Origin of the sequence: Bacillus cereus group sp. TH152-1LC, from assembly GCF_027710505.1 — a bacterium.
Taxonomy (GTDB): Bacteria; Bacillota; Bacilli; order Bacillales; family Bacillaceae_G; genus Bacillus_A; species Bacillus_A mobilis.
This window is the reverse complement of the sequence record NZ_JAQFNK010000001.1, coordinates 177,793-200,445: the sequence shown is the minus strand read 5'-3', so window position 1 is coordinate 200,445 and position 22,653 is coordinate 177,793. Positions and strand designations below refer to the sequence as shown.

Here is a 22,653-nt window from a genome sequence, read left to right as displayed (position 1 = left end):
AAGCCCTTTTCATGTTTTTTATACCTACTGTACCTTGAAGCACATTGTACTGTACCTTGAAGCACTTTTATACTTTTAGTGACTACTGTACCCTGAAGCACTTTTACTGTACCCTGAAGCACATTTGCTATTTTTTATACCTACTGTACCTTGAAGCACTTTTACTGTACCTTGAAGCACTTTTTATACTTTAGGTGACTACTGTACCTTGAAGCACTTTTGCTGTACACTCATGCATTTTTTTTCTAAAAAAAAATTTTATTTTTTTTTGCCAACAAAAAATCACTGCTTATTTTCCATAATAATACTGTACCCTGAAGCATTTTTATTGAAAATTCAGATTTAATTGATGGGATTGCCCTATCAATTGCCTACTGTACCCTGAAGCACTTTTGTTTAAAATTACAATCATTGCAATGAGATTATCCTATTAACTGGATACTGTACCTTGAAGCACTTTTATTGAAATTCTAATCATTTCAATGGAATTATCCCATCAATTCCATACTGTACCTTGAAGCACTTTTATTTAAAATTCCAATTATTGCAATGGGATTATCCTATTAACTGGATACTGTACCTTGAAGCACTTTTCATAAAAGCTATATGTATTGACTCCTTCTGTCACTAATTTACTACTGTACCTTGAAGCATATTTATGAAAAAATCATAAAAAAAACGACTACTCTAAATGAGCAGTCGCTTCTATTATGATAAATATAATTTTTCTTTTTGTTCCATAGCTGTTCCTAATTTTGCTCCGTTTGATAACACATCTCTTAGCCATTCAGAAGGCTCAATCACTAACGAGTTGACTGTTCTTCCTTTTCCACTGAAATAAAAATCTGAAATAACATCTATATCCTTTAACTCTTCACATGCTTTTTCTACAACAATTTTATTTTTACTTTTTGTGTTTTCTAAAAATAAAGTTTCGTATACGGGAGTAATCGGAATTTCAAGGGTACCATCTAACTTTATAAATGCATCGTTGCTATCCATATCCTTCATTCCGCTAATCATAAGATAAATTGCTTTTGCTGCATCTGTTTCTAATTCATCAAAAACAGCAAGACTAATTAATGTGCAATATCCATCTTGGAATGATTTGTGTATATAAGGAGAAAAAGCAACAGAATACTCTTTAGAACGAACTCTTCCGTGTTCATCTTCATCCACGATAAATGTATCTGCGATAATCAATTGGAAACGTTCAGTAATTGTTCTTTTACCTTCAGATAGTTGATATGCTTCTTGAAGTACAACAGAGGTATTTCTAAGTTTTTCTAAAGAATCTCGGATAATTTGATATTGTTTTCCACCTATTCCTGCATTCAATTTATCTAATAATTGATATTCTGTAAATTTAACGGTTTCTCCCATTCCTTGCTCTCCCCAAAGTGCGAAAAGAGCTGCTAATGTTTTAGCATCATTACAGGTTAATAACATACCTAAATCATTTTGATATGTCATTTTTCTCAAACCACTTTTATCAATTAATATATGCCCCTCTTTTGCTGCCTTTTCTTTTCTTTTACGTGAACCACCTACAAAGAAAGGAGCATGAGATAAGATATTTGTATCGAAGTGACTTGTTTGACGGTTTCTTTCTCGTCTTCTTTCTTTTGTCTTTTCTATTAATATCTTACCGATATCGAAAATGGTTTTTTCTGTCTTGTCGACAATGCCACCTTTTCTTTCCTTAATTTCATATAACTTTAATTTTTCATTGATAAAGAAGTTAATAACACTTTCATAATCTTTTATTTTAAATTTTTTAATGGATTCTATTTTTTCAGCTGCTTCAATAACTTTTGGGTCATTTTCGACATCTTCTAAATCTTTATCTATAAGTTCTGGATACTTCTCTATTAGATTGCGTGCAACTTCTTTTGCGTTTTCTGATAAAGAAACTACAGAATTTTTTAGTTTCATCCTTACACCTCCAAAACCAAGATTATATACTCTTCAGTTTAATGTAAAAACATGTTTGTATCAACCACAGAACCATTTTCTCTACTTAACACTTTAAATGAGTTTCAAGAAATTGGATTCAAAAACAGAATAACTAAGAAAGTTTCTGTAATCGATTATGTTTCATGTAATGAGTATATCTAATGGTTTTTTCATATTCTCTTTTTTATTTGTATATACAAAGTATATCACAAAAGAACATATGTTTCAATTTATATATTAAGAGAAAGCAACAACTGAACATTTAAAATTTTACATTTTTTGCAATAGAAAAAATGTTTTTTGGGATTTTCATAAAAACAAGAAAGGAATATGATAATTTAAATTCGAGGTGAAACCATCGTGTTAACTATTATTCTTGGAGATATAACAAAAGCTAAAAAAGTTGATTACATTTGTAATGCAGCAAATGGCATTGGACCTATGATAGCTGGAGTAGCAGGAGCTATTAAAAAAGCCGGAGGTCGAATGATTGAATTAGAAGCAGTGAAGACATGCCTTTTACAAAATCCTAAATCTGGTGATGTGTATGTAACCAAAGCGGGAGAATTACCTTATAAAAACATTGTTCATCTCGTTACAATGAAATTACCAGGAATGCCTTCGAATTATAAAACCATAGAAAAGTGTCTGACCTCTCTTGTTACCTATTGTCGTCAAAATAGTATATCTAAAATAGCACTTCCCGGTTTAGGAACCGGAGTGGGCAAACTAGATAAGAAAAAAGTTTCAAATATATATAAACGGATTTTAGAACCTGTTGAAGATATTGAGTTTGTTGTATATGGAATGGATGAAGAATTTATTCACTCCTTTTTCAGAGAAAACGAATAAAAACTATTGTATGACTTAAGGGAGATTGAAACATGTACGAATGCTATGCTTGTAACAAAGAATATATAATAGAAGAAAAAGCAAAAACATGCTGTACTGAAACGATAAAATATAAATATGATGATGGAGATTTTGCTTTTCCTAGAAAATCTCTTAGCATTGTGCCAAGTAGTCGAACGCACTGTTGTCCTAATGTACAACACGGAGACAAATCTTGGAGTGTTTGGCTAAAACCAGAAGAAAAATGTCCTATGTGCGATTATTCATGGAGACCGAGATAGTGTTCAAAACTACTTTTACAAATTGTAAATATGAATTCATATATTTATTTTAACAACCAATCCAACATACTGATTGGTTGTTTTTTTGTTGGCGTTGCTTTGTTACTTCATGTTTAGTTTTTTTAACAACTTTTCCCACAAAAACTTATTATGGATTAGAATTTAAAAGCAAACAAAAATACAAAGGCACATACTATTTATGTGAAAAAGGAGAATGAAAATGAAAAAGTATTTAATTAAAATTATAGGTGAATTACATTTTATACGAGTTAATGATGCAGATAATTTCAAAGAAGTTTGTATTGATACTAATCTTCCAAAAGGCATGGAAATAGAACATGAGCTCTCAGATTATGAGATTAGCGTTAGATTCCATAACGATGGTGAAATAGATGTTTTCATCTATGATAACGAAGAGGAAGCAACAAGAAATATTCAGTTTGCATCGAATATCAGAAATGAAATCATCGAGTTTGCAAAAAAGTATATTTAAAATTTCATAATATGAGCTAATTAATAATGATTAGAAAGGTTGTTCTATTAATGAAGAAAAATGCCTTTTGGGAATTCGTAAAACATCATAATTTAGGTAAAGAATTTGATATAACAAAAATTTGTGGCGTTCTAAAATATACGAAAAAATGGACTGAAGGCGTAGGCGATGAAAACGACACTGCCGAGATTATCCTACACTTCGAAGATGGTGATGTAAAAGTAGATGGAATTAGAACGAATGGAGACAATGCTACAATTTTGTTAGATAGCTGGGAAGAAATTTAATTCATAATACTAATGGTAAGCAATATAATTACACTAAAAAAATAATAGTAAAAATTGTAATACGACATGGATTGACAAATCCATTATCAATTATTTGTTATAATCGATAAGTTGTTATTATCTATTTTACCTATTAGGAGGATATTTGAATGTCTAAAAAACTATTATCAGCATTAACATGTGGAGCTATTGTATTAGGGTTAGCAGCATGTGGCTCTGAAGAAAAAACTACAACTAATTCTTCACCAAAAACTGAAGAACCAACAAAACAAAAGGAAAATAATTCGTCAACTAAAACCGTGATTGAAGATTCAAAGAATGCTGTTGGTCTAACACCTGAGCAATATTTAAAGAATTACAACAAAATCAAGGATAGGTTCGCGAAGGAAAAAGTTAAATTGCTTCCTTTTGAAGATGTTAAGACCGAGTATGGACCAGTGTTATATATTACAACTGGCATAGAAGAGAAACAACCGGGATATACCCGTGTTACTTATCACATAAACAAGGATGGAAAAACGATTAGTAATATACAATATGTTGGTCCAATGGATGAAATGAGTACAATTCAAGCTATGGTAGAAGCCACTGGCATGCCGTGGGATGCTGAAGTTTCTCAATTGGTTGAAAGTAAAGGTAAATCTGCACATGAAGTCAGAAAAAATGGATGGATAATAACTGTAGATAAATCTGTTGTGGGTGTAAGGGTCCACCTAATAAGTTTGTTTGAACCAAAAAAATCTAAATAGAAGAAACACAGTACAGCAAATAAAAGCAGAGGATATCTCTGCTTTTTCTCTTACGATTTTATGATTGAATTTTCTCGACCTTTCTTTTTCCTATCACAATACTACATCCTTGTTTTAAGAACACTATAGCAATCAATAATGATAATGGTATAGAAATAAAAGTAGAACGTAAATTACGTAAGAATAACAGGCTGACTACCACGAGGCAAGCCTGCGTGGGTTCTATTTTTAAGAGTGTTCATTCTGTTTCTCCCTATCGTACACGAAGTCACACCTCAGAGAGGGTGAGTATTGCTTTGGAACATATCGCATTGGAGCTGATACGGCTCATTTCTTACGTCTTGAGCTGGGCACTAGCAGAAGAGGCAACACTCACGAACAAGCAGTCCTCTGACCACATTAGCGTTCGTCTTCTCTTTTTTAGAAGATGGAGGCTAAGTCATACCCCCATTAATGTTATTTAAAATCGAATACCACTATTTAATACAACCTTACGGTTGGTTTGAATATCTTGAATACATAGATTGTGTAACGCTAAAAATTCTGAGAAACTGGAATCGCACATTTCTTTATCAGGTTGTTGTAAATCTATCTTTGTACAAAACAATAGAAAAGCAGAATACAAATCACGTTGTATTTTTGTTCCGCAAGGCAAGATGTGCCAACGTTTAGATAAACTTTTCTTACTTGTGCCATCGAGTACATGGTCATATTGACTTGCTTTAAATGTCCAAGTATTAACTTCTTTAACAGTTCCGCCTGTAGTCGAGAATCTATATTTAGCCTGTTGAATCAAATATCCCGGACTACGGTTAAGAACACTTTTCCCGCTACGTTTTCTTCGTTGGAATTTACCTGTTTTTTCGTTTATCTTAACTTCTTTTGCTTTCTTTTGCCATGCTTTTACATTCGTTTTTTCTAATATAAATTCATCTCCGATAGAACGTAAATAATTCACTTCTTCGTTATGAGCGTATTTTCTACTTGCTGCTGCTTTCCGATGTGAATTTCTTAATTGTTTTCGGGATTTTTTATATCGATTCGAATAGAACCATTGTTTCTTTCCTCTTCTTATTGTTCCGTCCGAGTTATAATTATTAGGGTTCATTGCACGTCTTGAGCGGTCTAAATATCGTTGAAGTAAATAAATTTTACGTTCATATGCAAATGTATTTTCAGAACGCTCAGCTAAATTTTTTAATTCTACAACTTGTTTACTTGCAATGGCTAGAGATTGTGTACCAATATCTCCGCCAATTCGACCTGTTCCATAAGTATGACGGAAAGAACCATCTTTTTTTCGCTTCACAGCTGGAAGACCTTCCAATGTGATTTGGATAAAATATCTATATGTTCCACGGATTTCTTTACGAACAATTCGATTGTTTCGAATACGATATGTAGAAACAATAGATTGTCCTTTTTCATGTCGTTCCACGTTTTCTTTATCTATAGATTCACCATTTTTCATATAATACTTAATATGAGATAATGTTTCTTCCTGAAATAAATCATGAGGTTTTATAAGTAAAGGGAAAGACATACCTTTATGAGAAATATGAAAAGTATTCTCTTTTTCGTTGTGTTTTAAAATAATGCAACGTTCTGCTTGTTTCCCTTGAATTGTTATAAATTCTCCTCTTTTGTAGTAGTTAGGTTTTTCCGCATCTCCAAATAGAATGCGTTCCATTGACTTCCACGCCATTTCACACACAGATAATACCGTAACTGCATCAGGCAAACTATATTTTGTATTCCGTAACATTTCACCATATTTTCGTGCGAATTCAAAAGTGACACTGTATGTATTACGAAGTTCTTCGAATTTTTTCTGAAGAATTTTTTTCTCTTTTTCTAATTTTGTTAATTTCTTTTTATCTTTAGTTTTGTTTATAGAATCTATTACAATTCTGTATTTTTTTAACGTTTGTTTATATTCTTTTGTGCGAATCATTTGTTTGTAGCGTTTAAATAATTCACCTACAACGGTATTACGTATGACACGTAAATGTTCGTCGATAGAAAGTATTTTCCATTCTTGAAATGTAGTTACACCAATTTCAAACTCTACAACATGAAGAGGAGTGTGTTTTTCTCGAATGGTTTTTAGTTTTTTTAGAAATTCCGAAGGAATACTTTTCTTTCTAGTTTTGAGTTCTTTGCTTGCAATAGATTGTAAAGCCATTCATACACACTCCTTTCTTGTTTTGTATATACAAAGTATATCAAGTGAGAACGTGTGTTTCAAATGATATACTTAAAAAAACAAAAAAAGATGCTTCTACCGTTAAAAAGTTAGATTCTCAAAATGGTTTGTTCATTTTATTACTTCTCAATAAGAAGCCCTTACATCCACGGGGCAAGCCCGCGTGGTTTTACGGGCTAATTTTATAACAAATAAAAGCAGAGGATTCTCCCTCTGCTTTTTCTCGACCTATCTTTTTCTCTCACAATACTACATCCTTGTTCTCGATATTTTTAGTTCCATAATAAGCAATTATAATACCAATCATTGCAAGCGCTAATTGAAAGGGAAGAAAATTACCTAATGAAAAATCAGGAGAATTTTGATATGCTACCATCGAAACAATTAAAGAAGAGATAACTGTTGTTGGCACAGAATATTTACGCATACCAAAGTATAACGGAATTAAGCTTGTTCCTGCTGCTGTGATTGCAAAAGGAATTGATTTTATTTCTTCCAGTATCAACTCATCTATCGTTATTTCATTTGGGATAACTAACATATAGCTATTTAATATAAAGAAGGAACCTGCTACAAAAATATTAGATAAAACGACGGTTATAAAGGTTAACATTGCTGTAATTAATAACTTACTAGCGATGATTTTTTTTCGACTAATCGCATATGAAAACATGACTAATATTGTTTTGTTTTTATATTCCTCGACTACTAATTTTGCTATTAATACTCCTGCAAAGACAGTAAAGATTTCTCTCACCATTGTACTAACCACAAAAAAAAGTATTTGAACATTTCTTAGGTCTAAATCTCCAATGTCTTGTGCCTCATAGCTTGCAAAAAACAAAATCACAACCATCAAAATATTTGCGATAATCGCACCCTTCACATACCAACCTAGCTTGGATTTCTTCAGTTCTATCTTCATGAGTTGCAGCATCTCGTTCTCCTTCTATTATTTGTTAGTTTTATTTTAACATTGAATAATCAAAAAAATAATAATTATATACCCATATTCTTTATTTTTTACTTTATTTAAGCTATTTATCTGCATAACTTATATAAATGATGAAAATGAGCCCTTTTTAAGTCGTTTTACCACATACTTGCTCACAAAAAAGACCTCCAACAAGTTGGAAGTCTCCTTATACATCAAAATTACTTAGTTTTTTTCTTCTATTTAATAGTTCATACATAACAGGAACTACAATCAATGTAAGTAGAGTAGATGTTATTAATCCACCAATTACAACAATAGATAACGATTGAGACATTATCGAACCTTTGCTTAATCCTAATGCAAGTGGGCTCAAGGCACCAATTGTAGCTAAAGCTGTCATTAAGATTGGTCTCATACGAACTGTCCCTGCTTCAATTAAAGCTTCTCTAACTTCAAGACCTTCTCTTCTACGTTCTTGTATGCGGTCAACAAGAACAATTGCGTTTGTTACAACAATACCTATTAGCATTAAGAATCCAATCATGGCTGGCATATCTAATGGAATACGAGCAACCAATAGTCCAGCAAAACCACCAATCATAGCTAGTGGAAGTGAGAATAAAATAGCGAATGGAGCTTTTGCTTCACCAAATGCGATTACCATTGCTAAATATACTGCACCAATAGCCACAACTATTGCTAATCCTAACTGTTGGAAACTTTCATTCATTTGTTCTACTGTACCACCAATTTGTGTATCTATACCTTTTGGAAGGTCTAGTTTATCGATAGCCTGTTGTACTTTTATCGTAACGGCTCCGGCATTTTTATCAGTAATACTAGCAGATACACTAGCATATTGTTCACCGTCTTTTGTTAAGATGCTAACCGGTCCTGGAACTTCTTTTACTGTTGCAATTTGTTGAAGTTCAATTTTTTCTCCAAGAGCTGTTGTGAATGATAATTCTTTAATATCTTTTAATTTTTTCACAGGGTCCAATTTTAATCCCATTTGAATGTTCAGGTCTTCCTTATTAACTGTCATAGAACCAACTTGATTTGTTCCTAGTAAATCACGAATTGTTCCTCCGATTTGTGCCGTGGATAATCCTTGTTTACTTGCTTTTTTCTGATTCACTACAATAGAAATTTCAGGTTTTGATTCATTTATGTTATTTGTTACATTATCCAATCCATCAACTTTCTTTAACTCTTTTGTAATAAGTCTTGCTCCTTTTTTAATTGATTCAATATCTGTTCCTTTCACAACAACTTCAATTTTACTAGAACCGCTATCTCCACCCGGACTAGTCTGTGTAACTGAAATCTTAGCTTTATCATTCTTTGTTATCAATTCTTTTCTTAGATGTTTTACTACTTTATCTACATCTGCATCTTTTTTCAATTCTATAAAGATACTTCCGGAATTTGAACCACCTATATTTCCAAGTGGATTTATATTTCCTTTTGGTGTTCCGATTGTTGTTTGGAACATTGTAATATCTTTATCTTTTTCAAGAATTTTCTCGATTTCTACTATTTTTTTATTCGTAATAGCAATCTCTGTACCAATAGGATACTCAACATTCACATCGATAAATTTTTCTTCGGAAGCTGGCATAAAGCTTGTTCCAATTAACGGAACAATTGCTAAACTTCCTGCAAATAATCCAAATGAAATTAGTAAGGTAATAATTTTATGGTTTAAAGACCAAGTTAGCATTCTTTGATAAGCCTTAATCACTTTACCTTCTTCTTGTTTTTCTTCTTTCAAATTAGCTCGTAACAACATGAATTTTGCCATTAGAGGCACAATTGTAACTGCTACTAATAATGAAGCTAATAAAGATAAACATACAGTTAAAGCAAATGGTTTAAATACTTTTCCAATCATTCCATCCACTAATCCTAATGGTAAGAATACTGCTACGGTAGTAATAGTAGATGTTGTAATCGCTTTTGCCACTTCTTTTGTTCCTGCCTTAATAACATCTACAGTACGAACCTTACTTTTTTGCAAGTGACGGTATACATTTTCAATTACAACGATAGAATCATCTACCACACGACCTACGGCTAAAGCAATACCTCCCAGAGTCATGATATTTAGTGTAATATTTACTTGTTTTAAGAACACCATAGCAATCAATAATGATAATGGTATAGAGATAACAGAAATAAAAGTAGAACGGAAATTACGTAAGAATAACAGGATGACGATACATGCAAATACCGCACCCATAACCCCTTCTTTTATCATGCTATTAATAGATTCTTTTACATAAGTAGACTGGTCAAAAATAACTTTGAATTCTGTTCCTTTTGGTAGCTTTTCTTTAAGACTATTCATCTCTTTTTTTACAACATCTGCTACATCAACAGTATTAGAATCCTGTGTTTTTAAGATATCTAATCCAACACTATTCTTTCCATCTGTTCTACTAATCGCACTTGCATCGTCAGCACTAATTGTAACTTCAGCCAAGTCTTTTAACGCGATTTGTTTAATTTTTGGTTTTTCTTCTTCTTCTTTTTCTATCTTTGGTTCAACTTCTCTTTTTGGTTCATGAGCTTTTGTTTGGGTTCCTTGAGCCATTTGTTTCTGAACTTCTTTTAATTGATTCTTCATTTGAGCAAGTGCTGTTTCTCCAATTTGGACTTGAGGAGCCAATTGTTGAATTGTTCCCATTGCCACTGCTTTTTCTTGCTCTGTAGCTTGCGGATTTTTTACTACTTTATTCGCATCATTTAATTCTAGTTTTGCAGCAATTAACTGAGATTCTGTATCATGAATCGCACTCACTAATTGGATTTCACCATTTAGCCCTTGTGTTGCTCCGGCTAATCCTTGTCCTAATTGACCCACAGCATTCCCAATATCGCCAACTGCTTTTCCTAGAGAATTCATTCCATCTCCGATTTTTTCAAATGCTTTTTTCATTTCCTCTTGTTGGTTTGGATAAATAGGAATTTGTAAATTCTTTAATTCATCTAGTGATGTAATGTTACCTGCAATACGAATTGGTTTCACAGTACCATCAATTGTTACGCCACCAACAGGGAAAGAAACATTATGAGCTTGAATTTGTTGTAATACTTGTTCTGATGTAAGGTTATATTCTTTTAATTTTTCAGGAAGTAATTTTACATACACAGATTTTTCTGTATCACTTGATAATTGAGCTTGCCCTACTCCTTCAAGTCCTGAAATATTTTTTACAATTACCTGCTTAACAATCTTTTCTAATTCTTCTGGCGTCATATTTTGATTTGAAATACTATACTTTAAAATCGGGAATGAACCAAAAGAAATTCTGGTTACTTGAGGTGCCATACTTTTTTCTGGAAGCTTTAATTTCTTCACTACATCTTCAATGTTTCTTTTCGCTTCTTCCATATCAGTAGAGAAAGAAAATTGAGCAATTACAGCTGAAACATTTTCAGTAGAAGTAGAGTTTACATTTTCTACTCCAGGTATTTTCATAATGGCATCTTCAACTGGTTTTGTGACATCATCTAAAATGTCATTTGGAGATGCACCTGGATAAGGTGTAATAATTGCCACAATAGGAATAGAAATATCGGGCATTGTTTCTTTTTTTAAATGAACTGCTGAAAAAATTCCCCCTAATGCAACTAGTATTGTGATTATCACAATGGCAGCTGGATTCTTGAGGGAAAATCGCGTTAGAAAATTCACGCAAACATCACCTCTTTTGAATAAATCCTTATATATTTCTCCTGATTTTGAAATATTTCTTTAAAATAAGTTCGAAATTATGTGTAATTCAAAATATTTAACTTTTTTTCACACAAATTCAAAATTTAAATTATTATTTATAAAAAATATACATAACCAAAGGAGAATTACCATCATGACAACACAAAACCAAAACCAAAATTTCTACGAAAACGCGACAGAATTATTAAAAGGAATGGCACATCCAATTCGATTAGGAATCGTATCACTTCTTTCTAAAGGGGAAAAAAACGTACTGGAACTGTATTCTACATTGAATATTCCACAATCTACAACGAGCCAACATTTAATTAAAATGAAAGCGGCGGGTATTGTAACTTCCCAAAGAAAAGGATTAGAATGCTACTATCGTCTAAAAGATGAGAAATTTGCAATCGTAGAAGCTGATGAAGAAAGTGCTGAAATGATAAAAGGAATGGCACATCCCGTTAGATTAGAAATTGCAACTATTCTAAGAGAAGGAGAGTCAAACGTTACAACTATTCACGAAAAACTAGGAATCGCTCAATCAACTACGAGTATTCACCTAGGAAAATTAAAAAAATCTGGAGTTTTAAAATCAAGAAGAAAAGGTCTTGAAATGTTCTATTCTGTTAAGGATAGTGATAATGTATCAGCCATTTTAAGTATCATTTCTGAATAACACACAATACAAATAAAAAGCTTTTCTCTATTTAAGAGAAGAGCCTTTTTACTGGTGTTTCTAGTATAGAATTATAGTAATTGTATTTTCTTATGTGAAATCGTATGGGCTTTGGCACTATATCTGTAGTATGTTTGATTTGTTATATCTACGAGCGCTAAACCTGCATAGGTAGGCTCCAAAACACCCATTCCTAAATCGCAGCAAACCCTTGCCATATCTGTTTTTACATGATGAACGGGATTATGTCCTCTATACATTTTTCTGTCATTTGTGTAATCCAGAATTTCATCTACTGTATATGAAAATAACTCATCAGCATTCATCCATAATACATCTCGCGGCTGCTCTTCCAATCCATAAGCAATATCTAGTCCAGCATGACAATAAATGCCATCTTCATCTTGTTCTGTAATAGGAAGATTCATAATCCATTCGATGTGTTCATCTTTCTCTTGGCTTTTTATCCCGAACACTTCATTGAAACTCTTAGCGGCTTCAATCCCGCCATATTTTAACCACATGGAAGACCTACCGAGTAAATACCAAATTAGCATTTCTTCATGGTTTCCAACTATAGCTTTTACGTTACTCGGATACATCTCTTGCAATGCTTTTATCTCTTTAACTACTTTTCCACTATCCGGTCCCCTATCAATCATATCTCCACCGAAAATAATGGTATCTTCATTAGGGTTAAATTTCACATGTTCAAGCAATTTCATCATAGGTGTATAGTGACCATGAATATCACTCATAAAGAATTTTCTCAAGATGATTCCCCTTTATTAATTGTTAATACTTATTTGAAAACATCTTTGTGAATCCCTATCCGCATTATTTTCGTTTCAGATTATTCAATTGATGATAAAATATTAAAAAACAACGGAGGAACTGACATGTTCGAACTATATCAATTATGGATTGCACAAATTAACAGGTATTTTGAAGAGAATCGATTGAAGTTTCTTGTTCTGGACTTAGAGCCCGAAATCATTGATTTTCTAGAGAAGTCCCAAAAATCAATTTCATTCAGAAAAAATATCATAACATTCAAGCTTTATAAGGAACTAGATTATATTGAATACAGATATTTGGAAAGAAATACTACTAATAACGAATTAGATTCAAATATAATTAAATTCGAAAATTTTTATGATATTGAAAAACTATTTACATCAATATCAAATGACATTGATGTTGTGAAGATGAAAAAACATCTACATTATGGAGAAAAATACAAAGACCATTTCTTAGCATTCATGAGTTGCTTCCAACAAAATATTTCAGAATTAGGAGACCCCTACGGTCTTGGAGAAGTGTTACTAATAAGTACAAATGATATAGGAGTTTATATTGTTCCATCTCATTTAAAAGAACAGATTAAAATACAAGAATTAGACGGAATTTTAGATAGCTCAAAGTACCAAGAAATAACTCACAATGGATTTTCCATATATAAATTGCATGACAAAGAATCTAAATAATTACAAACACAAAGTATCGGAATATTAATCCGATACTTTCTTTTTGGGGATTATACAAATCTATCATACCTTTCGAGAGGACTCCCACCTCTAAACGTAAGTGAAGGTAGTGAGGTGAATCGAAAAAAATATTTTATTTTCAAAAAACACTAGAACACACGTTCTATTTTTGGTATACTATCCTTAACAAGGACAATGATGGTAAGTGAAGAAATCCCTTCCATTATATCCTGAAAAACTGAATAACAGATAAGGGGTTTTTTATTCGATGTTAATGAGCTTACTGAAACAATCACAAGAAATGTCTTTAACTGCTTTGGAAAACGAACTTCGCGAACAAGGGATGTTTAATTATGTCTTTCATACATTAAATGTAAAATCCAAGAAGAAACGTATTCGCAAAAAAGTTCTCAAAAGAGCAGTTGCACTTGTGAATGTAATTGAGGACCAGCCAAAACAAGAAACTAATGTTATTGCGCAGGTACCAACATCAAAGAATGAAAAGGTACAAGAGGCATCAACTTCTGAAGTAACTCAAAATGTAGCAATACAAGAAGAAATAACTCAAGAAGAATCCTCGCAAGTATCATTCGATTTCAAGAAAACACCGGTTACACTTTTATTGAAAATAGGTAAGAAATTCCTATGCAATGAAAATGTAGTGAGATATTACTATAATGTCAACCACACAGAGTTCTATAAAAACAAAGAACTTCTTGTGAATGTTTTTGAAATTGAAGTCCCTAAATTAGAAACTTCAATCCAACAAGAAATTCAAGCTATGGTTGAAGAACAACAAAAGAAAAAGACGAAGGCATAATTCCCTCGTCTTTTTTCTTTTGTTTTACACGGTATATAACAAATATATAACGTGTATATACAAGGTATAAATATCGAGTATACAATGTATATTAATCTCTATTTACCCTTATTTTAAAGGGTTTATAGGTATTTTTAATCTTTGGGAATGTGAAATTACAACGTGTATTTTAATCGTAAAATCATTTATGAAAAAGAAAATTCGTAAAAACGAAACCTGGATTATAAAGTATATATAATAAGTATGTATTGTGTATATACATAATACATACCACGTTTATATATTTTGCATACAAGGTATATTTGTTGGAATTTTACCTTTATCCATAGGCTTTCTTGTTGTTTTTAATTGAAAAATAGAGATGCATTTCCAATGTTCCTATCTTTTTCATTTTACAAATATTCATTTGGGAATGTAGTTATTCTCTCTAGTTTATTCTTTATTTTTAAAAATAGACATCTAAAACCACACCATCTTTTGAATAGGCTTCTTTTAAAATATCATTATAATTGGTTTGAATATAAGGAAATGGGTCCTCCTTTAATAATGCGCCTATCCTTAAATTGAAGCTGCGACTTATATAACCAATGTGATACCTTTCGTTTTTCCCTTCAGCATATGCAGCAATTGCCTTTTCGTCATATGGGTTTTCCGGTTCAAATTCCAGACAAATATTAAATGAACCTGGATTCCCTTCATACATTTCTAAAGCCTTGTGTCTATTTTCTATTACTTCTATTGTTTGTTCGGTGATAAAACGAGGTTCTAAAACCAAATTTAAAAATGCCGTTTTCTCCTGAAGGAACTCTTTCTTGTAATCTTCCAGCATTTTTATGTATTCGTTATGCCCGAACATTTTATTGTATTTATGGAGAATGCAAAAAACTGGGTTCTTTTTGGTAGCCATATCTTCAATAAAGTATATGTTTTTTAGAGCAAGAAAATCTTTTATTTCGGATGCTTGTAAAACAAAAGGCATCATTTGTTTAATCGATTGGGCATCTAATTTATCTAATTCCATAGGCATCTTTAAATAATCATTCCTTTTCTCATCATATTACAGGGTATTTAATGAATTTAAACAGTGAATTTTAATTATATAAGAAAAAACAGACTAAACAATTATAATGGTTTAGTCTGTTTTAATTCTCTATTAACCTTTTGCAGGATTCTGAGCACTCATGTCGTATTGGTCGATTCTTTGTTGAACCGCGTCTTTGAAATCTTTATCTTTAATTTCAACTTTTGCGTCTTTCAACAGTTTAGACATAGCTTTTGGATAATTTCCTTTTGCAACTAAGTAATCTTGTTTAATTTCATCCTTATTATTCTTTAAGTTCTTTTCAATAATTTTATTCACTTTAATGATATGGTAGCCAAATTGTGTTTTTACAACATTACTCATTTCATTCTCTTTTAAAGCAAATGCTGCTTCTTCAAATTCTTTTACCATACTACCTTTTCCGAATGTGCCAAGTTCTCCACCTTTGATAGCAGAACCGTCTTTAGAATGTTTTTTCGCCATTTCATCAAACTTAGCGCCATTTTTTAGTTCTTTAAGAATCTTTTCAGCCTCATCTTGCTTTTCTACTAAAATATGACTTGCATCAATTGTTAGATACTTATCTTTATTTTGCTCATAGAATGTTTCTAAGTCTTTGTCTGTTACTTTTACACCATCAGATAGAGCTTTAAAGCGTAATAATGAGTCTTTAGTCACTTTATTTAATTGTTCATCTGTATTTATATTATTTTGAGTTAAAGTAGCTTTAAACTCTTCTTCAGAAGGATATTTCTTTTTTAAATTCTCAATTTCATCTTTTACTTCTTTATCTGTTACTTTATATTTCTGAGTTAATACTTCTGTTTCAATCATAGATTGCAGAGTTTCTGCACCTTTTGCTGTTTTCATTTCTTTATATAATTGTTCTTTTGTGATGGAATCATTTCCGACCTTAGCTATTGTTTCATTAGAGCTACAAGCTCCTAATAATAATACAGAACCTATCATAGTTGTTGCTAAAATTGCCTTTTTCAAAACATCCACGCTCCTCATATGTATATATGCATCTCACCTTAGTTTCTTAATACTTTAATTGAATCCTTCTTCATTTGTATTAATTTGTATTTTGCGAAAGAAACTTATTAAGTTGATAGTTACCTAGGGGGCGGATGTATTATGTTCTTTTTCAAAAAAGTCCAAGAAAAAGTAGAAAATTATTGGAAGTATTGTAATATTAATAAGGCAAAAAAGGAGGCAACCCATAATGAAATCTAATATTTTTAAACTTATGCTTTTATCTGTTCTATTTTTAGGTGGCTGTTCAGGAGTAGATTCGAATCAAAAACATGATGCTACCAACATAGAAACAACTAAAAATTCTAACTCTGTGCAATCACATGAACAGAATCAGTCACAAACTAACAAAAAAGAAAATGAATCAATGACCAACATTCGCACTATACCTGCAACTGTATCTAAGGTCTCAGACGGTGACACTTTAACAGTGACATTCGATAATGGAAAAAAAGAAACAATTCGTCTTCTATGTATTGATACACCAGAGACGGTGCATCCTAAAAAACCGGTACAACCATTTGGACCTGAAGCTTCAAGTTTTACAAAAAAGATGCTCCCAATTGGTAAGAAAGTAGAAGTGGAATTAGGCATTAGTGAACGTGACAAATTTGGTCGTTTATTGGCTTATGTTTATGTAGATGGTCAGATGATAAATAAGATGTTGTTAGAAAAAGGATTAGCAAGGGTTGCATATGTATATGCACCAAACACAACTCACATCGATGAGTTTAATGCAATTCAAAAAGAAGCCCAGAAAAAAGGAGTTGGGATATGGAGCATTGAAAATTATGCTGCTAATGATTTCAACACAAACTCTTCAACAAGCTCTAATCATCCTAAAACAAATTCTACCTCTTCTAAAAGCGATTCAAAAGCTAATAAAGAAAACAACGTAGGTTGTAAGGGGAAAATCAAAGGCAATGTAAACAGCAAGATTTATCATGCTCCTGATGGGGAGTTTTATGATAAAGCAACGAGTAACATTGTCTGGTTTTGCACAGAAAAAGAAGCTAAAGAAAATGGATTTGTAAAATCAAAACATTAAAAAAGCACCTATTAGGTGCTTTTTTAATGTTCATATCATAATACATGTTATTAAGCTCGTTGGAAAAATTCATGATAAGCATCTACGACTTTTTGAATCGTTTCTGCAATACCAAGATGGAAACTATCCTTTTCTTCTAATGGTGTTAATTCCATTAAACGAACCTGGTGATTATCCATAGGATTTTTAGGTTGCATATTAGCTTCATGATTTGGATAAACCGCCCAAACTTCGTGCACTGTTCTAATTAAATGCCAGTTCTTTGAAAATGAATTGTTATATAAGAAAGGAGACTTCATATTGTCACGATAAGAAATTAACTGACGCATAGCATCTGTTTTTTTCCTTCTATAATCATTCCATATAGCTTGCAAAGGTCTGTATTTAAAATCAACCATAATTGTTCCAATATATTCATCATTTTCATATATGTCCATTCGAACATCTGGACGTGTATGCGGACCGCCCGTATAGATTGGTTTATTAATGGTTGTATCTTTCTTTTCACTTGGTAATGTTTCATCATAAACCAAGTTCAATTTGATATTTCCCTTTTTAAATTCAATAACGGTTCCTGGTTCTAAAAAAGGAACTTGAATTGTCTTTGAATTAGAATTTGTATCAAAAATCCAACCCTTTACCACTTCAAAGCCAACATTTTCGTTTTGCAACCCATCTACCAATTGTAAAAATCCCCAAATTTCATACAATAAATCTGTTCGTTTCCAATAGTAGTCGTAATTGGTATCCAGTGAAATGGATAATTCCTCATTTTTTAACAAGCGATATAGTTGATATAATTGTCGATATCTCAAGTCTAAATGTAACGCATGAGGAATGTTCAACATTCGCGCTTCTTCTACTTCTTCCATCCAATCTTCTTTTAATACAAGCGAGCATTCGCTTCTCACACATCGAACGAATCGTTCATATTCTATCAATTCATCTAATACTTTAGATTTTAAACGCATTTGGACGCTCTCATCGTTACGAAAGCGTTGAAAACGCTGTTCTTCTTTAATTTCTTGCTTTACCTTTTCTTTATGGTCATGGAGATATACCAATAAATCGTTCATTTCTCGTGAGATAAAACGCATAATTTTTTTAATCCATTGATTTTCTAATAAGTTATGATTTCTAGTATGTTTAGGTGTATAAACATAATCTCGACTTTCCGGATGTCTAGAACGATAACGAATACTAGTAGCATCAACAATCCCCGCTTTTCCTTCTGGGACCAAATCATATTCTTTACGAATCCGCATACGGGGTTCGGATTGAATAGATTTTAAAGAGTTAATCCATTTCAAATAATCCTTTTTAACGATATATAATTTTCGAAGAATATGAATGGGAATGGGAAGAGAACTATTGACTCCAAGACTTGCATTTTTTCGTATTAAGTCTTGGGCTAATCCATTTAATGTTTCTTCAACTTCATCACGCATTGAAACCCATTGTTCTTCTGTAATTTGTTTTGGTTGTACCTTAAGCCAAGAATAGTATGATACATTTTGCACAACTACTTTAATGCGATAATATCCAGGAATAAGCGGATAGTATCCAGTATTGTTTCTGGCGTTATCAGAGTTATCATACAAATATATAGGGCTCATTTCAGAAGTTAAATATCCAGTATTATCTTCCCCAATTTCCACTGCCCATTCAGGGAGGGTGTCCAACCCATCCATATAAAGACGGGCTGTTTCATCCTCACAAATAAATTCTAACAATAAGCGTTTGTTTTCCATAACTTCCGGTACGTTTTCATCTTCCATTCGATACAAAATCGTTTCATCTTGTACGAAGTTAGTAACAGGAATCTCTTTTTCGTTTTGTTGATTATGATTTTGCCGAAAAATAACTTTAAATGGTGTGACCATATAAACGTAACTCCTTCGCTTTTTCCGCTATCAATGTTCTTGTTTGTTTAAATTCATAGGAAGTTGGCATAGTAGATAATAATTCTAATAGTTTACTATTTTCTACTTGCTTTGTATCAGAATTATATTGACCAAGTAATTCTGTAAATTGTTCATCCGACCCACGAACTTTTGTTAGAACACGTTGTACTAATTGAATATCAAAAGCTTCTTCTCTACTAAGAGGAGCATTTAGCGGAATGTTATTTAGGAAATTGCTGATTTGACGAATAATACGCCATCCGATTCCCAAGTTTCGACTGCAATTTTGCAATTCAATGTGCAAATCCCAGAGGAACTTAGATTCATTTTCATGTAATGAAATTTCACGTTCTTTTTTCTTGAATGTTTCGTATTCATCAAATGTAAATGGCTCTGACTTCGGTATAATTGGTTCTTGTTTACGTTGTTCTTCCATTTGTAGCACATTGGAGTATGGCTGCATGTTTAAAGTAATTACATTTGCTCTGTCTAATACCTTATCAGAGAATTGGAATGTAGATTCATCAAGATTTACAGTTCCTACAAAAATCACGTTACTTCCTATACGTAGAGTAGGCGGGAATACATTTTGGTTGTAGATTCTGGCACTAAACTCTTCATTATATAAACGCAAGATTCGTTTATTCTCTTCCAACTCAAGTACCGATAAGAATTGTGAGAAATAATGTTCAACGCGTGCAAGGTTCATTTCGTCAAAGCAAACGATATGCAAGTCTTCACTATATTCATTAGCACGAGCTAAAATATTCATCACACCGGAATCTCCTGGGCGATATACGTTATGCAATGTATCTAAATACCCAATTACATCTGCATCATCTTGCCAAAACGGACGAACCGGTACAAATAGCATTTGGTCCTTGTTTAGTTTTACAGCATTTGCATAACATTGGACAAGTTTTGATTTTCCAGTACCACTCATACCAGCTAAAATTACAAGACTTCCCGTTTTCATTGCAGTATGGAAATTATATAAATCTTTAGTATCGTAATAGAGCCCTAAACGTTTGCATTCATTTTGAAATGCTTCCATAAACTCATGTTCTCTGTAATCAATAGAGTGCTCTTCTGGTGTAACAGTTTCTACAGGTCCGTCATCTATTAAGTGCTCTTTTGCAACATCTTGTGCTTCTAATCCGCCAATAGGTTCTCCATACTCTTCAAGCATACTTTGCAATTCATCGCATTGTTTTGATTCCATAAAAAGAACCTGTTCATGAACATAACTATTCATGACATATTCTGTTTGTAAATTGATGGAATTTACTTGGTTTGATGATGTATAGAATCGAAAACCACCATGAGCGTAATCATGTTTTTCAAATGAGCCGTATAGTGTATATTCTTGCTTGTCCGGTTGATGTTTCCATAAAATCATAGATGGAGTATCGTCATCATCCTTAGGAATTTGTTTATTGTCTCCTATATATTTTTTACCTTGTAATTGTTGTTCAAATACCTCTTTTGTACGCTCAGTTGTTTCTTCCGAAAAAATTGGAATCGGCTCCAAAAATGTACCAGGGGCAAAAGAATCAGACTTCTTAACGATACTTACATCTTTTGCAACATGATACTCCATTGCTCCGTTTGGTTTTTTTAACTCCACTTTAAAAAAGAGAATATAGCGATTCAAAAAGTCGCGAAGCGCTTGCTTTCTGTCGAAGTGGCTTCTTGTAATATCATCATAAAAACCCCAATTATTTAACTCCTCTGCATAACAACATACATCTCTTATTTGTCGAGGGAAACTTTCAGGCGGCGTAGAAACGATTCGTATATAAAATTGTAAATTGTCGTTTCGATTGATAATAACCGAACTTCTTCCTGTTGAAACCTCTCCGTCATTTGCTAAAATTCCTGCAATATCAATATTCCATTTTTTTGCTCCGTACATGCTATAAAACCCTCTCTCTTATTCTGTTATTTTGGTTTAATAACTCTTTTACTTGATTGAAATTTTTACAAATGTTGATTTTAGTTTTGTCGATTTGTGAATACGAATCGTTTGCATTCAATAGAAATTGGTCTTTATTATCGAGTTCGTATGATAAAACCCAATAAGATTCACAGTCGAGTGGAAATTGATAATCATGGACAGTACCTGCCTCTACAAATTTAAATTCGATTTTTTCATTGTCAAATAGGTTTGTATACACGGGTTTTCCAATTACAATAATTCGAGTTTTTTTTGTTTGATTCAAAGTTGCTGCAATTTCAGTCGTTGCTTTATTATCAGAACCTTCCTTTGATAGTTCTTGTAGTTGTTTTTCGTGTAATTGTTTATCTTTCATTTGTTGTGCATGTAAATGATTTAATTTACCTTGCAAATCTTTTATTGTTTCTTCTAACGCGGCTTTTTCTTTATTCCATTCACCTGTTCCCCCCGTGTACTCAGTCATTTTTTCGTTTTCTTTTACTAATTCGTTATACAATCGGTTTTTTTCAGTTAGTTTTTCATGTGTATTCTTATGTTTTTCTATTAGCTCGTCCACTTTTTTCTTATGAATTTCATCGCGTTTTTCCAACTCCTTCTTTAGGTTGTCTACCTTTTGTTCGAGTTGCTGTATCTTCTTTTGGTCTTTTTTAGAGGTCGTCGTTTCCTCTTTTGGCTTTTCGTTAGAAATTGTTTTTTGTTTTGTCCCCGTTTTTTTATCGTCCGATTCAGTGTTTTCTGTTCTAGGTACAAAATATTCATGCGGAAGATTTAATAATTCACTCTGTTCGTCTTTTAAAAATGCATACAATTGAATTGCCTTTTTATCTTGTTCTTCAAAAAATAGTTTTGTTAAGACCGTAATAACATCAATGTGCTCTGCAACACGTACTAGTTCGTTTATCTCTTCATCTTTCAATGAGATTCCTTCTAGTGAATACGGTTCATGTGTTTTGGACCAGCGAATCAATTTTTCATAATTCTTTGGTTCAAACAAGTTTGAAATAAGTACATTTCTATTTGCTTTATTAATGAAATTCTTAATTTTATTACTTCGGATACCCTTAAATTGGATATTTTGGTCTGTGTATATATCAATCAAATGTTCATTGCTAAATCTAGGTAATAACCATCGCCACACATCTTTACTAGACATACAGTCCCCTCTTTCTAAAAGTGTTATTGTTTTTTGTGTGTCT

At 32.3% G+C, this 22,653-nt stretch carries 19 protein-coding genes and 1 pseudogene; 10 read left to right on the top strand and 10 right to left on the bottom strand.

Translation table 11 applies throughout. The annotated features are described in order from the left end of the window. Positions 1 to 708: 708 nt before the first annotated feature. The gene (locus tag PDL00_RS01020) at positions 709 to 1,935 is read right to left on the bottom strand and encodes a replication initiator protein A (RefSeq protein ID WP_270725507.1); all 1,227 of its coding nucleotides are present in this window, start codon (positions 1,933 to 1,935) and stop codon (positions 709 to 711) included. Between the two features lie 381 nt (positions 1,936 to 2,316). Here PDL00_RS01020 and PDL00_RS01015 point away from each other — a divergent pair, with 381 nt between their 5' ends. The 5 genes from PDL00_RS01015 to PDL00_RS00995 all read left to right on the top strand — a co-directional run bounded on the left by PDL00_RS01015 (position 2,317) and on the right by PDL00_RS00995 (position 4,618). Next, positions 2,317 to 2,808, top strand: a complete 492-nt coding sequence (locus tag PDL00_RS01015; protein WP_270725505.1) for a macro domain-containing protein — start codon at positions 2,317 to 2,319, stop codon at positions 2,806 to 2,808. Between the two features lie 32 nt (positions 2,809 to 2,840). Beyond that, complete coding sequence (locus PDL00_RS01010; protein WP_270725503.1) at positions 2,841 to 3,089, top strand: hypothetical protein; 249 nt, start codon at positions 2,841 to 2,843, stop codon at positions 3,087 to 3,089. A 220-nt stretch (positions 3,090 to 3,309) separates the two neighbouring features. Next, the gene (locus PDL00_RS01005; RefSeq protein WP_270725501.1) at positions 3,310 to 3,582 is read left to right on the top strand and encodes a hypothetical protein; all 273 of its coding nucleotides are present in this window, start codon (positions 3,310 to 3,312) and stop codon (positions 3,580 to 3,582) included. A gap of 26 nt (positions 3,583 to 3,608) precedes the next feature. Next, positions 3,609 to 3,869 (top strand): hypothetical protein, encoded by a 261-nt coding sequence (locus PDL00_RS01000; protein WP_270725499.1) that lies wholly within the window; start codon positions 3,609 to 3,611, stop codon positions 3,867 to 3,869. Between the two features lie 149 nt (positions 3,870 to 4,018). Continuing rightward, the gene (locus PDL00_RS00995) at positions 4,019 to 4,618 is read left to right on the top strand and encodes a hypothetical protein (RefSeq protein ID WP_270725497.1); all 600 of its coding nucleotides are present in this window, start codon (positions 4,019 to 4,021) and stop codon (positions 4,616 to 4,618) included. 460 nt (positions 4,619 to 5,078) lie between these two features. Here PDL00_RS00995 and PDL00_RS00990 read toward each other — a convergent pair whose 3' ends face one another. From PDL00_RS00990 to PDL00_RS00980, 3 genes are all read right to left on the bottom strand, one after another. Beyond that, positions 5,079 to 6,803, bottom strand: a complete 1,725-nt coding sequence (locus PDL00_RS00990) for a hypothetical protein (protein WP_270725495.1) — start codon at positions 6,801 to 6,803, stop codon at positions 5,079 to 5,081. Between the two features lie 262 nt (positions 6,804 to 7,065). Next, positions 7,066 to 7,761, bottom strand: a complete 696-nt coding sequence (locus PDL00_RS00985) for an ABC transporter permease (protein WP_270725493.1) — start codon at positions 7,759 to 7,761, stop codon at positions 7,066 to 7,068. 205 nt (positions 7,762 to 7,966) lie between these two features. Then, positions 7,967 to 11,461 (bottom strand): efflux RND transporter permease subunit, encoded by a 3,495-nt coding sequence (locus tag PDL00_RS00980; protein ID WP_270725491.1) that lies wholly within the window; start codon positions 11,459 to 11,461, stop codon positions 7,967 to 7,969. A 172-nt stretch (positions 11,462 to 11,633) separates the two neighbouring features. Here PDL00_RS00980 and PDL00_RS00975 point away from each other — a divergent pair. Beyond that, positions 11,634 to 11,885 (top strand): annotated as a pseudogene (locus PDL00_RS00975) (ArsR/SmtB family transcription factor); the annotation flags it as partial. A 39-nt stretch (positions 11,886 to 11,924) separates the two neighbouring features. Next, positions 11,925 to 12,164 carry an ArsR/SmtB family transcription factor gene (locus PDL00_RS00970; protein WP_255301979.1) on the top strand — a complete coding sequence of 80 codons (240 nt, stop codon included), beginning with the start codon at positions 11,925 to 11,927 and terminating at the stop codon, positions 12,162 to 12,164. Between the two features lie 71 nt (positions 12,165 to 12,235). Here the strand turns inward: PDL00_RS00970 and PDL00_RS00965 are convergent, their stop codons facing one another. After that, complete coding sequence (locus tag PDL00_RS00965) at positions 12,236 to 12,937, bottom strand: metallophosphoesterase family protein (RefSeq protein ID WP_270725489.1); 702 nt, start codon at positions 12,935 to 12,937, stop codon at positions 12,236 to 12,238. Positions 12,938 to 13,063: 126 nt separating this feature from the next. Between PDL00_RS00965 and PDL00_RS00960 the strand changes: the two genes are divergently transcribed. Both PDL00_RS00960 and PDL00_RS00955 read left to right on the top strand, forming a co-directional pair. Then, complete coding sequence (locus PDL00_RS00960; RefSeq protein ID WP_270725487.1) at positions 13,064 to 13,651, top strand: hypothetical protein; 588 nt, start codon at positions 13,064 to 13,066, stop codon at positions 13,649 to 13,651. A gap of 268 nt (positions 13,652 to 13,919) precedes the next feature. Beyond that, entirely contained in the window at positions 13,920 to 14,471 is a 552-nt protein-coding gene (locus PDL00_RS00955; RefSeq protein ID WP_270725485.1) for a hypothetical protein, read from the top strand. Positions 14,472 to 14,916: 445 nt separating this feature from the next. Here the strand turns inward: PDL00_RS00955 and PDL00_RS00950 are convergent, their stop codons facing one another. Both PDL00_RS00950 and PDL00_RS00945 read right to left on the bottom strand, forming a co-directional pair. Beyond that, entirely contained in the window at positions 14,917 to 15,498 is a 582-nt protein-coding gene (locus PDL00_RS00950) for an HIRAN domain-containing protein (protein ID WP_270725483.1), read from the bottom strand. A gap of 126 nt (positions 15,499 to 15,624) precedes the next feature. Beyond that, complete coding sequence (locus PDL00_RS00945) at positions 15,625 to 16,509, bottom strand: peptidylprolyl isomerase (protein ID WP_270725481.1); 885 nt, start codon at positions 16,507 to 16,509, stop codon at positions 15,625 to 15,627. A 229-nt stretch (positions 16,510 to 16,738) separates the two neighbouring features. Between PDL00_RS00945 and PDL00_RS00940 the strand changes: the two genes are divergently transcribed. Further along, positions 16,739 to 17,596, top strand: coding sequence for a thermonuclease family protein (locus PDL00_RS00940; protein ID WP_240527599.1), 858 nt, complete (start codon positions 16,739 to 16,741; stop codon positions 17,594 to 17,596). A gap of 50 nt (positions 17,597 to 17,646) precedes the next feature. Here the strand turns inward: PDL00_RS00940 and PDL00_RS00935 are convergent, their stop codons facing one another. Genes PDL00_RS00935 through PDL00_RS00925 form a run of 3 tightly spaced genes read right to left on the bottom strand, consistent with a single transcriptional unit; the run spans position 17,647 to position 22,610 of the window. Beyond that, on the bottom strand, positions 17,647 to 19,479 hold the full coding sequence (locus PDL00_RS00935; RefSeq protein WP_098879596.1) for a DUF2357 domain-containing protein: 1,833 nt from the start codon (positions 19,477 to 19,479) through the stop codon (positions 17,647 to 17,649). Next, positions 19,463 to 21,415 carry an McrB family protein gene (locus PDL00_RS00930; protein ID WP_098007345.1) on the bottom strand — a complete coding sequence of 651 codons (1,953 nt, stop codon included), beginning with the start codon at positions 21,413 to 21,415 and terminating at the stop codon, positions 19,463 to 19,465. The genes PDL00_RS00935 and PDL00_RS00930 overlap by 17 nt, the downstream gene beginning before the upstream one ends. Position 21,416: 1 nt before the next feature. Next, entirely contained in the window at positions 21,417 to 22,610 is a 1,194-nt protein-coding gene (locus PDL00_RS00925) for a hypothetical protein (RefSeq protein ID WP_270725475.1), read from the bottom strand. Positions 22,611 to 22,653: the final 43 nt, after the last annotated feature.

Bases quoted from the DNA above. Each gene is read 5' to 3' on its own strand.
- PDL00_RS01020 (WP_270725507.1), bottom strand. From the start codon at position 1,935: ATGAAACTAAAAAATTCTGTAGTTTCTTTATCAGAAAACGCAAAAGAA.
- PDL00_RS01010 (WP_270725503.1), top strand. From the start codon at position 2,841: ATGTACGAATGCTATGCTTGTAACAAAGAATATATAATAGAAGAAAAA.
- PDL00_RS01005 (WP_270725501.1), top strand. From the start codon at position 3,310: ATGAAAAAGTATTTAATTAAAATTATAGGTGAATTACATTTTATACGA.
- PDL00_RS01000 (WP_270725499.1), top strand. From the start codon at position 3,609: ATGATTAGAAAGGTTGTTCTATTAATGAAGAAAAATGCCTTTTGGGAA.
- PDL00_RS00995 (WP_270725497.1), top strand. From the start codon at position 4,019: ATGTCTAAAAAACTATTATCAGCATTAACATGTGGAGCTATTGTATTA.
- PDL00_RS00990 (WP_270725495.1), bottom strand. From the start codon at position 6,803: ATGGCTTTACAATCTATTGCAAGCAAAGAACTCAAAACTAGAAAGAAA.
- PDL00_RS00985 (WP_270725493.1), bottom strand. From the start codon at position 7,761: ATGCTGCAACTCATGAAGATAGAACTGAAGAAATCCAAGCTAGGTTGG.
- PDL00_RS00970 (WP_255301979.1), top strand. From the start codon at position 11,925: ATGATAAAAGGAATGGCACATCCCGTTAGATTAGAAATTGCAACTATT.
- PDL00_RS00960 (WP_270725487.1), top strand. From the start codon at position 13,064: ATGTTCGAACTATATCAATTATGGATTGCACAAATTAACAGGTATTTT.
- PDL00_RS00955 (WP_270725485.1), top strand. From the start codon at position 13,920: ATGTTAATGAGCTTACTGAAACAATCACAAGAAATGTCTTTAACTGCT.
- PDL00_RS00950 (WP_270725483.1), bottom strand. From the start codon at position 15,498: ATGCCTATGGAATTAGATAAATTAGATGCCCAATCGATTAAACAAATG.
- PDL00_RS00940 (WP_240527599.1), top strand. From the start codon at position 16,739: ATGAAATCTAATATTTTTAAACTTATGCTTTTATCTGTTCTATTTTTA.
- PDL00_RS00935 (WP_098879596.1), bottom strand. From the start codon at position 19,479: ATGGTCACACCATTTAAAGTTATTTTTCGGCAAAATCATAATCAACAA.
- PDL00_RS00930 (WP_098007345.1), bottom strand. From the start codon at position 21,415: ATGTACGGAGCAAAAAAATGGAATATTGATATTGCAGGAATTTTAGCA.
- PDL00_RS00925 (WP_270725475.1), bottom strand. From the start codon at position 22,610: ATGTCTAGTAAAGATGTGTGGCGATGGTTATTACCTAGATTTAGCAAT.